The organism is Nitrococcus sp., assembly GCF_059432795.1.
This window is the reverse complement of the sequence record NZ_JBXWZQ010000086.1, coordinates 1-12842: the sequence shown is the minus strand read 5'-3', so window position 1 is coordinate 12842 and position 12842 is coordinate 1. Positions and strand designations below refer to the sequence as shown.

General features: G+C 62.4%; 10 protein-coding genes and 1 pseudogene. 4 read left to right on the top strand and 7 right to left on the bottom strand.

The window, feature by feature from the left end; translation table 11 throughout:
- The coding region (locus AC52Q4_RS06715; RefSeq protein ID WP_495536031.1) for an efflux RND transporter permease subunit at positions 1–804 on the top strand (804 nt) is incomplete at its 5' end.
- Positions 805–827: 23 nt separating this feature from the next.
- On the opposite strand, the gene mgtE is transcribed toward AC52Q4_RS06715, so the two are convergent.
- Entirely contained in the window at positions 828–2186 is a 1359-nt protein-coding gene (gene mgtE / locus AC52Q4_RS06710) for a magnesium transporter (protein ID WP_495536030.1), read from the bottom strand.
- A gap of 18 nt (positions 2187–2204) precedes the next feature.
- Complete coding sequence (locus tag AC52Q4_RS06705) at positions 2205–4025, bottom strand: AsmA family protein (protein ID WP_495536029.1); 1821 nt, start codon at positions 4023–4025, stop codon at positions 2205–2207.
- 302 nt (positions 4026–4327) lie between these two features.
- Between AC52Q4_RS06705 and AC52Q4_RS06700 the strand changes: the two genes are divergently transcribed.
- Positions 4328–5827, top strand: a complete 1500-nt coding sequence (locus tag AC52Q4_RS06700) for a diguanylate cyclase (RefSeq protein ID WP_495536028.1) — start codon at positions 4328–4330, stop codon at positions 5825–5827.
- A gap of 74 nt (positions 5828–5901) precedes the next feature.
- On the opposite strand, the gene AC52Q4_RS06695 is transcribed toward AC52Q4_RS06700, so the two are convergent.
- Positions 5902–6915 carry a zinc-binding alcohol dehydrogenase family protein gene (locus AC52Q4_RS06695; RefSeq protein ID WP_495536027.1) on the bottom strand — a complete coding sequence of 338 codons (1014 nt, stop codon included), beginning with the start codon at positions 6913–6915 and terminating at the stop codon, positions 5902–5904.
- 386 nt (positions 6916–7301) lie between these two features.
- On the opposite strand from AC52Q4_RS06695, the gene AC52Q4_RS06690 reads away from it, so the two are divergent.
- Positions 7302–8606 carry an ATP-grasp domain-containing protein gene (locus tag AC52Q4_RS06690; protein WP_495536026.1) on the top strand — a complete coding sequence of 435 codons (1305 nt, stop codon included), beginning with the start codon at positions 7302–7304 and terminating at the stop codon, positions 8604–8606.
- Here AC52Q4_RS06690 and AC52Q4_RS06685 read toward each other — a convergent pair.
- Both AC52Q4_RS06685 and AC52Q4_RS06680 read right to left on the bottom strand, forming a co-directional pair.
- A complete protein-coding gene (locus tag AC52Q4_RS06685; RefSeq protein ID WP_495536025.1) occupies positions 8581–8844 on the bottom strand; it encodes a hypothetical protein in 264 nt (87 codons plus the stop codon). The two genes, AC52Q4_RS06690 and AC52Q4_RS06685, sit on opposite strands and share 26 nt — an antisense overlap.
- A gap of 51 nt (positions 8845–8895) precedes the next feature.
- Positions 8896–9681 carry an Fpg/Nei family DNA glycosylase gene (locus AC52Q4_RS06680; RefSeq protein WP_495536024.1) on the bottom strand — a complete coding sequence of 262 codons (786 nt, stop codon included), beginning with the start codon at positions 9679–9681 and terminating at the stop codon, positions 8896–8898.
- A gap of 301 nt (positions 9682–9982) precedes the next feature.
- On the opposite strand from AC52Q4_RS06680, the pseudogene AC52Q4_RS06675 reads away from it, so the two are divergent.
- Positions 9983–10685, top strand: a pseudogene (locus AC52Q4_RS06675) (IS5 family transposase).
- 27 nt (positions 10686–10712) lie between these two features.
- Here the strand turns inward: AC52Q4_RS06675 and AC52Q4_RS06670 are convergent.
- Both AC52Q4_RS06670 and AC52Q4_RS06665 read right to left on the bottom strand, forming a co-directional pair.
- Positions 10713–12077: a hypothetical protein gene (locus tag AC52Q4_RS06670; protein ID WP_495536023.1), complete on the bottom strand. Its 1365-nt coding sequence runs from the start codon at positions 12075–12077 to the stop codon at positions 10713–10715.
- A 325-nt stretch (positions 12078–12402) separates the two neighbouring features.
- A partial coding sequence (locus AC52Q4_RS06665; protein WP_495536022.1) for a DedA family protein occupies positions 12403–12842 on the bottom strand: 440 nt, incomplete at its 5' end.

Below are 12842 nucleotides of genomic sequence, written 5' to 3'. Positions count from 1 at the left end.
TTGTCCCAAGTGGCTGATCTTCGGTTGCATCGAGGGCCGCCTGTTATAAAAAGCGAGAATTCTCGCCCCAACGCCTGGGTGTACGTGGATCTCAGGACCTCGGACATCGGCGGTTACGTCGCCAAGGCCAAGGAGGTAGTGAAGCGCCAGGTAGATATTCCCCCAGGCTACACGATTACCTGGTCCGGCCAGTACGAATACATGGCACGGGCGGCTAAGCGGCTGCAGCTGATCGCGCCGTTGACTGTGTTCATTATTTTCTTGTTGCTCTACCTTAATTTCGGCAACCTAACCGAACCGATGATCGTGCTGCTCTCGATACCCTTTGGGCTCATCGGGGGTTTCTGGCTGGTGTACTGGCTGGGCTTTAATTTGTCCGTAGCCGTAGCGGTCGGGTTCATTGCCTTGGCCGGTGTGGGCGCTGAAACCGGGATATTAGTGCTGACTTTCATCGATCAAGAAGTGGCTAGGCGCCGTCAGGAAAAGCTATCGGGGAAACCACACGAGGAGGCGGAGAGCTCACCTCCTTTGCAACAGACGCTCCGCCTCTCATCCAAAGACATCATGGCCGCGGTCTATGCAGGAGCTTCGGAACGGGTACGCCCGGTCACCATGACGGGAGTTTCCACTATCGGCGGCCTTTTGCCTATCATGTGGAGCACGGGAGCTGGAGCCGAGACCATGAAACGCATTGCCGTTCCGATGGTGGGTGGCCTGGTGAGCGTTATGGCCCTGAGTCTGTTGGTATTGCCGGTGATTTACGGATTGGTGTTACAAGCTCAGGAAAAGGCTCGTGGCACGTAAGGCGGCACGCGTGACAATCCGGTCTACAGCAGAAACATAGTGGCCAATCCTAGAAAGCTCGTAAACCCTACGACATCCGTGACCGTGGTCAGGATGACCGAGCCGGACAGCGCGGGGTCGAAGCGCATCCGCTCCAGGGCAAGCGGCACCAGTAGTCCGGCGATCGCCGCGGCCAGCATGTTGATCACCACGGCCGCGGCGATGACGGCACCGAGGCGCAGATCGCGGAACCACAGCGATGCCACGGCGGCCACTACCAGTGCCCAGAGCAGACCGTTCAGCACGCCGATGCCCACTTCCTTGCGCAGCAGCCAGCGCGTGTTGGAGGGCAGGATCTGGCCGAGCGCCAGTCCGCGGATGGCGAGCGCCAGCGTCTGCGAGCCGGCGATGCCGCCCATGCTGGCGACGATGGGCATCAAAACGGCGAGCGCGACGATCTGGTCCAATGTCGATTCGAACAAACCGATCACCCAGGCGGCGAGAAAGGCCGTACCGAGGTTGATCCCCAGCCAGATCGCCCGGCTGCGGGCCGAGGACAGCAGCGGCGCGAACAGGTCTTCATCCTCATCGAGGCCCGCCCGCGCCATGATGGCGTGCTCGGCGTCCTCCTGAAGTATATCCATCACATCGCTGACCACGATGCGCCCGAGCAGCCTGCCGTCGTCGCGCACGACCGGTGCGGAGATCAGATCGCGATCGCGGAACAAGCGGATCAGCTCCCGCTGGTCGAGATCGGGCGCGATCGTGCGTACCTCCGTGGTCATGACCTCGCGTACCTGGGTGTCGGCCGGCTGGCGCAGCAAATCCAATACCTGCACGGTGCCGAGAAAGTGCTGATCCCGAGTCACCACCATCAGCTGATCGGTGTTCTCCGGCAGCTCGCCGAGACGGCTCAGATACCGCTGCAGCACCGAGACGCTGACTTCCGGGCGCACCGCCACCGCATCGCCGTGCATCAGCCGCCCGGCCGTGCCTTCCGGGGAGGACAGCACGGCGTCCACCTGCTGGCGGCGCACGACGTCCATGGCGGCGAGCAGCTCTTCGGTGACCTCCTCGCTGAGCGCCTCCACGAGCTCCGCGACCTCGGTGGCGTCGAGCGCCGTCGCCGTCTCCAGCAACGCCTCCGCCCCAAGCTCCTCGCCAAGCTGGGCCGCCGCATCCTGGCTCATGTGCAGAAGCACATCCGCGCCTTCCTCGTGCCCGGCCGCCGACCACAGCCGCGCCCGCACGTTGTGCGGGAACGCATCGAGCACGTGAGCAAGCTCTGCGGCTTCTAGCGGGTTCAGCAGCGCATGCAGGTACTCGTCGTCCCCCCGCTTGAGCGCCTCGTCCACCTCCTCGAAAAGGTGTGTGGCCTCTTTTTCCTCAACCGCTGCTTGCATCGCTTTTTTCCTTATTGCTTAGAGGTGCTCTCGTGCCGCCCGGGCAAGCTCCTGGCAGGCGGCGTTCTCGCTCAGACCCAACTCGATGGGAACCAGCAACGAGGCGGCCATCGCCGATTCATCGACAGCGATCTCGGGATCGGTGAAGCGCCCGCGGATGTGAATCGGTGCCTGGCCCGAGATCAGACTGAAGTCCTTGTCCCGAGGCAACAACTTCATATCGAGCGTATGTTGCGCAAGGTGAACCACGCCATCGCCAATGATCTTCGTATCGGGGGTATCGATGAGAAAGCGTTGCCATTGCATCACGCCGTCTTTTACCACGGCATCGGCTATCAGACAGCGGATCCGGTTGGCGCCTTGACCGACGCCGGCGAGCGCTTCGAGGATGCCCGTCACATCCTCCGTCAGCAACTCGAGCAAAAGCGCATCCAGCCGGCCTTTCTGCATCACGACCGCGAGACGGCCGTCGGCACCCGCGAGCCAGTCCGCCAGGGAGTCTTCGGTGCCGGATATTTCGAGCTGCGCGTCGAGGGTGCCCAATCCTTCGACGGGGATATCGAGCGCGCTCAGAAGCTTGCGCAGATCGAGCTCAGCGAGGCGCAGCTCGAGCGCCGATCTTGGCGGTGTCTTGTCGGCACGCACGTCCAGGCTGGAGGCCACCTCGCCGCCGGCGAGCCTCGCTCGAAGCGGTGTGATGGAAAGATGGCCGGCGTCCAGGGATAAGTCCATGGTCAGATCGTAAAGCGTTACGCCGGATGCTTTAAGCCGCTCGCTCGTCATCCGGATATCCGCATCGATCGAACGCAGCGCCGCGGTTGGGAGCTTGATCGGCGCACGAGTCCGGTTTTTTCCCCCGGCCTCGGACCGTGCCTCGAAGAACGGCGTGAGATCGAGCCGCGGCGCGGCCAGCGTTGCCGTGATGGCCGGGCGTTGCCCGCCGAGCTTCAATTTGAGCCGACCGTTGAACTCGCTCTCTCCCCAACGGGCGCGGAGCGATCGCAGCTGCCAGACATCTCCCTCACGCGTGAGCCGGGCAGTGAGGCGCCCCGCCGGTCCGCCCGGCAGCAGCACCAGCGGCGCCCCTCCCCGCAGCGAGACCTCGGCATCGAGTCCATCGAGCGAAAGCGGGTTGCGTGCCCTGCCCTCAAGCTGAGCACGGGCCTCGCCGAGCGCCGCGTCCAGCGCGACAGGATGCTGCGCTGATTCCGCGTTGTCCTCGTTGCCGAATGTGATCTTTCCGGCCACGCGTAACGGCTCGCCGTCGATGCGACCGGCGCCCGCGAGCTCGAGCCGTCGTTTTGGCTGCGTGATACCGCCCTGGACGCGGTCAAGCGTCACCTGTCGGCTCCCCCCCGCCGAGCGGTTCCGATACACAACGGTGCCCCGATGCATTTGCAGGGAACCGATCACCGGGGGGATGACCGGCTCGTCGTCGTGCGCTTCGTCCTCGCCGAAGCGCCAATTGGCCATGCCCTCGCTCGAACGCTCGAGCAGCAGCCGGTAGTCTTCGACATCGAGGTGCGGCAAAACCACCTCGCCGTGCGCGAGCGCCAGGAGATCGATTTCCACGCCGAGCTTGCCGATCGCCAGCATCGTCGGCGAGTCGCTCCAGGGGGCATTGGCGAGCGCCACCCGGTTGAGCTCCAAACGGGGGGTATGCGACCAATCGAGCGCAATATCGCCGGCGATCGTCAGCCGGCGGCCGATGGCGTCGCTGATCCGCGCGGCGACAAAGTGCTTGACCGGCGGAGTATCGATGAAGAGCACGACCGCGGCGATCATCACGGCGGACAGTAGCAGGACAACCAGCACCAAGCGTTTCAGTAGCGTACCCATAGCCGCCGAGAGATGCCATCGAACCGGACAGACGATAGTTTAGACGCCACGCGAGTGACAAAATTGCCAATGTGGTGCCGCGAACGATTCACGGCAAGCCGCCTATCAGCCCTTCGCGACAGTGCGATCAAATTACGAGACGCTGCGCTTGCCCATGGTAAAGTGTTTCTCGCATACCGTCGGCGGCGGATCCCACGACCACCACCGTCAGATTCGAATCGGTATAGCATCAATGTAGGCGCCGCCTCGGTGAGACTGCCTGATAGGCGAGGGTGCCCGACGGATTCGGTTTCACAACGAAGATGAACGCAGAAATCGAAAACCTGCTGCGGTTCTGTCCCAAGCTGCCGACGCTCTCCGGCGTCGCGTTGGGGATCGTCAGGATGGCCCGCGAGCCGGACATCGAGATCGACCGGCTTGCCGTGCTGATCTCCAAGGACCCGGCTTTGACCGCGAAAATCCTGCGCGTGGCCAACTCACCCGTGCTCGGACAGCAACGGCGCACGAGCCGCCTGAACCAGGCCGTGATGCGCCTTGGGCTCAATTCCACCATTACCGTGGCCTTGAGCTTCTCGCTGGCGACGAGCCTCAAGGGCAGTGAACGCCGACATCACCACCTGGAGCACTTCTGGCGCCGGTGCCTGCTGTCCGCCTTGGCCTGCCGGGAGCTGGGTCGGCACTGCCACGCCGACGCGCTGGAGGAGCTGTTTCTCACCGGGCTGCTCCAGGAAATCGGCGTGCTCGTGTTGGCCGCCGTGTTCCCCGAGCGCTATCCCGAGCTGCTCGATGCCTCACTGCCCCACGAGACGCTCATGGCGCGGGAACGGGATCAGCTGGGTACCGACCACGGCGAGGCCGGCGCTTGGATCATGCGCGAGTGGGGGCTGCCGGACTACCTCCCCCTTGCCACGGCGGCCATCCATAGCGGAGAGATCCCCAACGAGGCCGAGCACCTGCGCCCCTTCATCGCCTGCCTTGGCGTATCGCGCCACATCGCGGACATTTATCTGGCGGCCGACACCGAGACCGCCACCGCCGCCGTGGCCAGCGCGAACGAGCGTTGGCTGGCACTCGATGGTGCCGTGCTGGGGGCGGTTCTGCGGCAGGTCGCGGACTCGCTGCCGGAGATCGAGGAGCTGTTCGAGACACCGCTGCTGTCGAATCAACAAGCCATCGGTGTCACGGATGAGGCCCGCGAGCTGCTGGTCATGCGCTACCTCGAGCTGCTGCAGCATGCCAGCGAAGCCAACCGCCGGGCGAGTGAGCCCGAACGGACGACCGTTGAGCTGCAGGAATTGTCCCGTCGCGATCCGCTGACCGGTCTTTTCAACCGCCGGCGTTTCGACGAAGTGATCGGTCAGGTCTTCGAGGCCGCCACCCGTCAGCAACGGCCGCTGAGTCTTGGGTTTCTCGATCTCGACCACTTCAAAACGATAAACGACCGCTACGGTCATCAGCGCGGAGATGCCGTACTCGCCCGCGTTGCCGGGATGATCGGCGCCCACCTGCGCGGCAACGACTTCATCGCCCGCTACGGCGGCGAGGAGTTCGTGGTGCTGCTTCCGGAGGCCGGTTTGGAACTGGCATGCAAAATCATGGAGCGCATCCGCGGTGCGGTCGAGGCCGAGCACTACCCGGTGGCGGCGGACAGCAAGGTTCACGTCACCTTGTCGGGAGGCGTCGCCGCGCACATGGACGGCACACGCGTCAAAGAGAAACCCGAGGATCTCATTCGTGCCGCCGACCGCGCGCTTTACCAGGCGAAGCGGCTCGGCCGCAATCGGGTAGAGGCGGGCGAATAGGCGGCACCCCCATGACGAACGCCGGCCGATCACTTCGGGCGTAAGCCGTGCTCGCCTCTGACGAGGGAGACGGTTCAGAACCCTTCCAGGACCAGCTTGCCACGCACCTTCCCGCTCTCGAGAGCCGCATGGGCGCGTTTGAGGTTCTCGGCGCAGATGCTCCCCAGTGTTTCGGTCGCGGTCGACTTGATCTTTCCCGCGTCGAGCAGCGCTGAAACCTCATTCAGAATCTCACCCTGGCGTGCCATGTCGGCTGTTTGAAACAGGGGCCGGGTGAACATCAGTTCCCAGTGGATGGAGGCGGCTTTGGCCTTGAACGGCTTGATATCGAGGGTCTTCGGATCGTCGATCAGGCCGAACCGGCCTTGCGGCGCGATCAGCTCGGCGCTCTGGTCGACATACTGATCCGTGTGGGTGGTGCAAAAGACGTATCCCGGCTGACCAAGCCCGATTGCGTCGATTTGCGGAATCAGGGGCTCGCTGTGGTCGAGCACATGGTGCGCTCCCAGCTCGCCCACCCAGGCCTTGGTTTCGCGCCGCGATGCCGTCGCGATGACCCTCAGCTCCGTCAGCGCGCGCAAGAGCTGGATCGCAATCGACCCGACGCCGCCTGAGCCGCCGATAATCAGGACCGCGGGCGCGGCGCCGGGCACGGGGTCGGTCACGCGGAGGCGGTCGAAGAGCATCTCGTAGGCGGTCAGGCTCGTCAATGGAAGCGCGGCGGCCTCGGCGAGCGATGCCGTTTTCGGTTTGCGGCCGACGATGCGCTCATCGACCAACTGGAATTCGGCATTCGTGCCGGGACGGTTGATGACGCCTGCGTACCAGACCATGTCACCTGGCTTGAACGCCCTTACCTTCTCGCCTGTCTCGACGACTTCTCCGACGGCATCCCAGCCCAGCACGACCGGGCGGTCACCCTCGGGCGGGCGTTTCATGCGCACCTTGAAATCCACCGGGTTGACCGAAATCGCCTGCACCCGGACCAGAAGGTCGTGTCCCGTGGGACTGGGCTTGTCCATCTCGAAATCGATGAGCGCGTCCTCGCGGTCAATCGGACCGGGGCTTGTGTAGCCGACGGCTTTCATATCGTCTCTCCTCAGTCGGGGCATCGTGATCGAAGGTCATGGTCCGCAACTCGGCGGGCAAATTCGCCACGGCCAATCGGATCGCAATCGGCTTACAGCCGGCTCGGCGTCACCGTGGGACTCATTGTCATCCCGTTTAGGCCGCGAGATGAAGGGTGTCAATGGGTTCCAAGCACTCGTCGCGACGGACTTCGCCGGGTAAACCCGGACGAGATCAGCTCGCTGAGGGAAGTGCAGTTCGCGCTTTCGCTCTAGAGACTCTTGCGCGCCACGCAGCGAGAAGCCGGGCCGCGGAAGCGCAGTTATCCACGGCAGACGCCGGAACCTTCTGTAATGTTGTTCACTCTGTACGTTGGTAGAAACCTTGCGAAGTAAGAGGACCAGCCATGCCGTGGAACGTTTTCGTGCTCGGCTACGATGAGCTCGGCGAGCGAATGCTGCGCAAGCTGAATCACAGCGAGGATTATAGAATACGTCCGCTATTGCCCCTTGATGAGGTGGTGCACGCGGACGAGTACCATGTGGAGAAGCTGCTCGGCGATGGATTCAGCGAGCTAAAAGGCTTTGCCGGCTCAGTGGATGCCATTGTCAGCTACTGGGACTTCCCCAGCAGCGCGCTGTTGCCCATTTTCCGCCAGCCTTTCGGGTTGCGCGGCCCTTCTCTGGAGGCCGTGCTGAAATGCGAGCACAAGTACTGGAGCCGCGTTGAGCAGGCTCGTTCGATACCCGAATGCGTGCCCGGCTTTCAGGCAGTTGACCCGTTTGCTGACGACCCGGTTGCTCAGATTGAGCTCCCCTATCCGTTCTGGATCAAGCCGGTAAAAGCCCATTCCTCCCAGCTGGGCTTTCGCATCGACGGGCCTGAAGCGCTCAGGCGAGTTATACCCATGATCTGCAAAAAGATTGGCCGGCTCGCAAGACCCTTCACCGAGGTTGCCGCCTATGCCGAGTTACCTGATGACATCGCCCAGGTCACCGGCCATCACTGTATCGCCGAGAGCATGATCTCGGCCGGTGAGCAGTGCACACTGGAGGGGTATGTGCTAAACGGAGAGCCGCACATCTACGGCGTGATCGATACGGCACGCCACTCCCAACATCGCTCGGTTTTGACGCGTTACCGCTATCCCTCGCAGCTGCCCGAGGCGGTCCAGCGGCGCATGATCGAATACGCGCAGCGATTCATAACGCACATCGGCTATAACGACGCGCCGTTCAATATCGAGTTCTACCATGATGCTCAGCATGACCGGATCTGGTTGCTGGAGATCAACTCGCGAGTGTCACGCTCGCATGCAGCCTTGTTTGAACTTGTCGACGGTGCGCCCCATTTACAGGTCATGGTCGACGTCGGCCTAGGGTTCCCACCACGGATGTATAAGGGGCAAGGCCGTTATGCCATCGCCGCGAAACACATGATCCGTGTGTTCGATGATGGTATCGTGCGCCGGGCCCCGTCGCAGGCGGAGATCCAGCGCGTTGAGGAGCGCTTCCCCGGCGCCTGCGTAGAACTCAATGTCCGCGAGGACATGGCGCTCTCCGACATGCTCCACCAGGACTCCTACTCCTTCGAGCTCGGTGTGGTGTTTATTGGGGCGGATAACGAGCAACAGCTCGACGAGCACATCCGCTTGTGCGAGGAGATGCTGCCCTTTGAGATAGAGCCTATCGGTCAGCAAAGCACCGCCTAAGCGCGTCAGCCCTGTGTCGCAAGGCGGGCATGCGGATGGCGCCGAGCGCGGTGACGGTGTTTTCCTTCCGTTCCTTACGGTCTTTGAGCAGCTCATAGGCTTCACCGACTTCCTTGAAACGCTGCTCAGCGTCCGGCTCCTTGCTGGCATGCTGCCCTAGGCCCAACACCTCGCTACTGCGGCAATAGGTTCGGCAAAGCCGCCAGCGAGGATCGGGCTGAAATAGTCGGTGGGGCACGTGTGCTTGCCTGGCTTGAGCAGCCATCGATATGCAGATGCCGGCCGGCGCTCAGAGCTGACAGTGCGGGCAGGAGTAGGCGGTGCGTCCGCTCACCTTGAGTCTCGTTAGGGCGCACCCGCACCTCGGGCAGGGACCGTCGGTTCCCCAGTGCGGGGTCAGCCAGTCGTGCGGCATCTTCGCCGGATCGGCGTCGGACTCCGCGGCCGCCTGGAGCACCGCGCGCATCTGGGCTTGAATCGCTTTGACCTCGGCATCATTTAGCTCTCCGGCCTTGCGATCAGGTCGCACCCCAGCCTGAAAAAGGATCTCGTCCGAGTAAACATTGCCGATTCCGGCGATTTTCTCCTGGTCCATCAAGGCCGTCTTCACCATCATCCGGTGCTTATCGGCGAATAAGCCGCGCAAGGTCGCCTCATCGTAGCTCAGCGCGTCCCGGCCGATGTTCTGGGAGCGTAGATAAGCCGCGACATCGTCGATGAGCTCCAGCCAGCCGAAGCGGCGCTGATCATCGAAGGCGAACCAGCCCCGATCGTCGAACCCAATTACCAGGCGGGCGTGGGCTGGCTCGTCCCTCGAGTCGTTGTAGAACGCGACGAAGCCTGTCATACCGAAATGCATGACCAACCACCGGTTGGAGCTCACCTTGACGCACAGCATTTTGCCGTGGCGCTGTACCGCCTCGAACGCATAGCCACGCAGTGCCCCGTCCAGCTCGCCTGGCGAGGCGCCGCGCAACCGGTCCGGGTCGCGCAGAGCGAGCGTTTCGATACGGCGGTGCAGCCCCTGCTCGCGGATGCCCCGCCCGAACACCTCGACGTCCGGCAACTCCGGCATCCCACCTCCATTGAGCTCTGAGCGCCGTTGTCTGAGCGCCGCCTCCTAGCACATAACCCTTGCGGCGCTCCAGTGCCCGGAAACTGCTGCGATGTGGACTGCAGCACTACTTGCGGCACGGGCCAACGAGGCTGAGGGTCTCACCGCCCGCGGTCGCAGTTCGCCCGTAGCTTGGCGGCGGATTCTCAACTACTAGGGTATTTTCACATTTAAGTTTAAGCTACTTCTCCAACGCATTGATGAAGCTGGAGACATTCCACGGTTGATTCTTCGCGATGACCAGTTCGAACGCATTGAACCGATGCTGCCGGGCAAGGCCGGCGATTGCGGCGTCACCGCCAGAGACAACCGCTTGTTCGTCGAGGCGGTGCTGCGGGGGGCCCGCACCGGCTCACCGTGGCGCGATCTACCGGAAGTGTTTGGTCCGTGGAACAGCGCAACAAGCGCTTCGCGCGCTGGTCCAATCGTGGCATGTGGTATCGCGTGTTCGCCGAACTGGCCAAAGACGCCGATTTCGAGGAGGTCTTCCTGGACTCCACCATCGTTCGAGCCCACCAGCACGCCGCGGGCGCGCCAAAAAAAACGGTCCGCAAGCGTTGGGGCGCTCGCGCGGCGGACTGAGCACCAAGATTCACAGCCTCGTCAAGGGCTTGGGCCACCTCGCCCGTTGGCCGCTGACCGGCGGTCAGCACCACGATCCGCCCTGCGCCGAGGCGTTGATCGCGGGCATCCCAAGCAAGGCCGTGGTCGCCGACATGGCCTACGCCGCCGACGGCTTGATTGCGGTCATCGAACGAAGCGGTGCGGCTGCCGTTATCCCGCCCAAATCGAATCGCCGCCTGTCGCGCGATTTCGACCGACACCACTACAAGCATCGCAACCTCGTCAAACGCTTCTTTTGCCGGATCAAACACTTCCGTCGCATCGCCACCCGTTACGAGAAGCTCGCCAGCCGCTTCTCCGCGTTCATCGCGCTCGTCGCCAGCTTCATCTGGCTGGTTTAATTGTCAACAGACCCTAGTTTTGACGATTCATTCGGCATAGGGCTCCCTATAGTGAAAGCCGAGGTCTACGGTGCCGGAGTCCGGTTTGAAATCCGTTCGGGTTGACTTTAGGTGAAGTCCCGCCTGCATGGCCGTGCCGAGCCCCTTATCGATCCCGGGGCTGGGCGAGCTAGCCGCGTGCTGTAGAAAATAGCTCCCCGCCTTTTCCTGGCCCCAGGTTTTTCCGTTCCATGAGAAAGTGCCCTGTATGAATCGAGGGTCCGCAACGACGTTGCCTTCGCCACTGACGAAGACCACTTTGTTGCTCACAATCGGCGTGTTAAGGCCCGTCTGCGTGTTGATGACCGAACCGCTGTCTTCGTCCTGGTAATGGCCCTGGCTGTTTTGAAAGAAGAGATTGTGCGAGAGGGTCTTCGCCGAAGTCTTCTTGGCGAGTTCCAGATAGCCGAATCCCTGGTTCATGGCAATGACGTTATTGATTACGTCGGGGTGTGTCGCGGAGTCGCCGTCTGGACCGCTTGCAGCGTCGGCAACGATAGCGTGAGAGCTGTTATGTGCGATGGTGTTGTTGAAGATCGTGGGTTCGGCGCTGCCCAGGTTCTCGCCGGTCAGCCGGATGCCGGCGCCGTTGAAAAAGAGAAGATTGTTATCGAGCGTGCCTGCGGCAAGCGCGCGTGTTATTCCACCCGGGTTCGGTCCTTGGCCTATGGCCTGCACGTCGATGGCAGTGGATTTCTGCTGGATGACGTTATCCGCGACTCTAAGCTTTAGGGAGAGTTCTCCGGTCTTGGGCCCAACGAGGCTAACGCGAATCCCTGTCCCGCCGCCACCCCCACCGCTGGCCGGGAGAATCCAGTTGTTGGCTGTCCACATTTCGAACTTGCGGTGCGTTTCGGAGCCGAAACTGAGGGAGTTGCTCGTTTCGATCTGGATTGCATCAGTTGCCTCGATCTTGCAGTTGGCAACGGACGTCAGCGCATCCGGCACAGGCGGCTCGTCTGCCGCTAGCTTGAACAGCACAGCTGGCGTGCCAGCCTCGATGAGAAAACCGGATATCGCATCATAGTCTTTCGCCAGGATCGTTGGTTTCCCTGCGGTGCCCTGAATGACAACCGACCCTGCGTCGGCTGCCCTGCGCAGCACGGTGCCGGGCTTCATGACCAAACTCTCTGCATATACCCCGCCGCGAACCTCCACGATCTCTCCGGCGTTGATCTTGGCCTTGTTAAGGCCATCCTGAATAGTCTTGAATGGATGTGTTTTGCTCCCATCCCACGGGCCACTCTTATTGGCTTGATCAACGTAAATGATTGGCTGAGGTGCACAAGCGGTGGCCAATGCTAACGCGGCCGCAGCGGTGATGTGGATCAGAGCGAGTTTTGTATTGTTCATAAAAAAGCCGCCTCAATCAATGTGACCAGCCGGTGATGGAACGGGCCGTCCCCCATGAGATCTAGGCTGTGCGCTAGGCGCTGGCGATCTGCGCTTTTTGAAATCCAATCCACCTCTACGCATTCTTTCGATGACCGTCTCTCCCATCCCCTGCCGAGCGTCCGGGAGCCGAAGGCCGGGTAGGTGCTCGATGCACGGCGCCCCTTCCCTGAATGTGGTTGAGCGGCGCTCCTACCAGCCGGCGCTCGTCGATCCGGGGGCGGCTCGCTTCATTTTTCCGCATTTTCCATTGCCGTCGTGTACTGGCGGCATCGGTGTGCGCTTGTTAGCGCCGCAATCCGGCCGGGTTGCGGTACAGGACGAGCCGACAGAGGTAGATCAACACGAGCGCCACGAGCACTGCCGTGGACAGGGGACCGACGTAATCGGCGACCGCACGGTAGCGGCTCTCGAGAAGGTAGCCCGCCCAGGCCAGTAGCCCGGACCAGAGCAGCGTGCCGGCGATCGAATAGCACAAGAACCGCAGGAAGTTCATGCAGGCAAAGCCGGCCGGCACCGAGATCAATGTCCGCACGGTGGGTATCAGCCGCCCGAAGAAGACCGCCTTGCCGCCGTGACGAATGAACCAATTCAGCGCCTTGTCGACATCTCCCGGCGTGACGGTGAGCCACCGGCCATGCCGCCCCGCCCACGCCTTCAAACGCTGCTCGCCGAGCAGACGCCCGGCGAAATACCACGGGAATGCCCCGAGTATCGAGCCGGCCA

Excerpts from the sequence above, each read along its gene's own strand:
- AC52Q4_RS06705 (WP_495536029.1), bottom strand. The coding sequence starts at position 4,025 with ATGGGTACGCTACTGAAACGCTTGGTGCTGGTTGTCCTGCTACTGTCC.
- AC52Q4_RS06680 (WP_495536024.1), bottom strand. The coding sequence starts at position 9,681 with ATGCCGGAGTTGCCGGACGTCGAGGTGTTCGGGCGGGGCATCCGCGAG.
- AC52Q4_RS06690 (WP_495536026.1), top strand. The coding sequence starts at position 7,302 with ATGCCGTGGAACGTTTTCGTGCTCGGCTACGATGAGCTCGGCGAGCGA.
- AC52Q4_RS06670 (WP_495536023.1), bottom strand. The coding sequence starts at position 12,077 with ATGAACAATACAAAACTCGCTCTGATCCACATCACCGCTGCGGCCGCG.
- mgtE (WP_495536030.1), bottom strand. The coding sequence starts at position 2,186 with ATGCAAGCAGCGGTTGAGGAAAAAGAGGCCACACACCTTTTCGAGGAG.
- AC52Q4_RS06695 (WP_495536027.1), bottom strand. The coding sequence starts at position 6,915 with ATGAAAGCCGTCGGCTACACAAGCCCCGGTCCGATTGACCGCGAGGAC.
- AC52Q4_RS06700 (WP_495536028.1), top strand. The coding sequence starts at position 4,328 with ATGAACGCAGAAATCGAAAACCTGCTGCGGTTCTGTCCCAAGCTGCCG.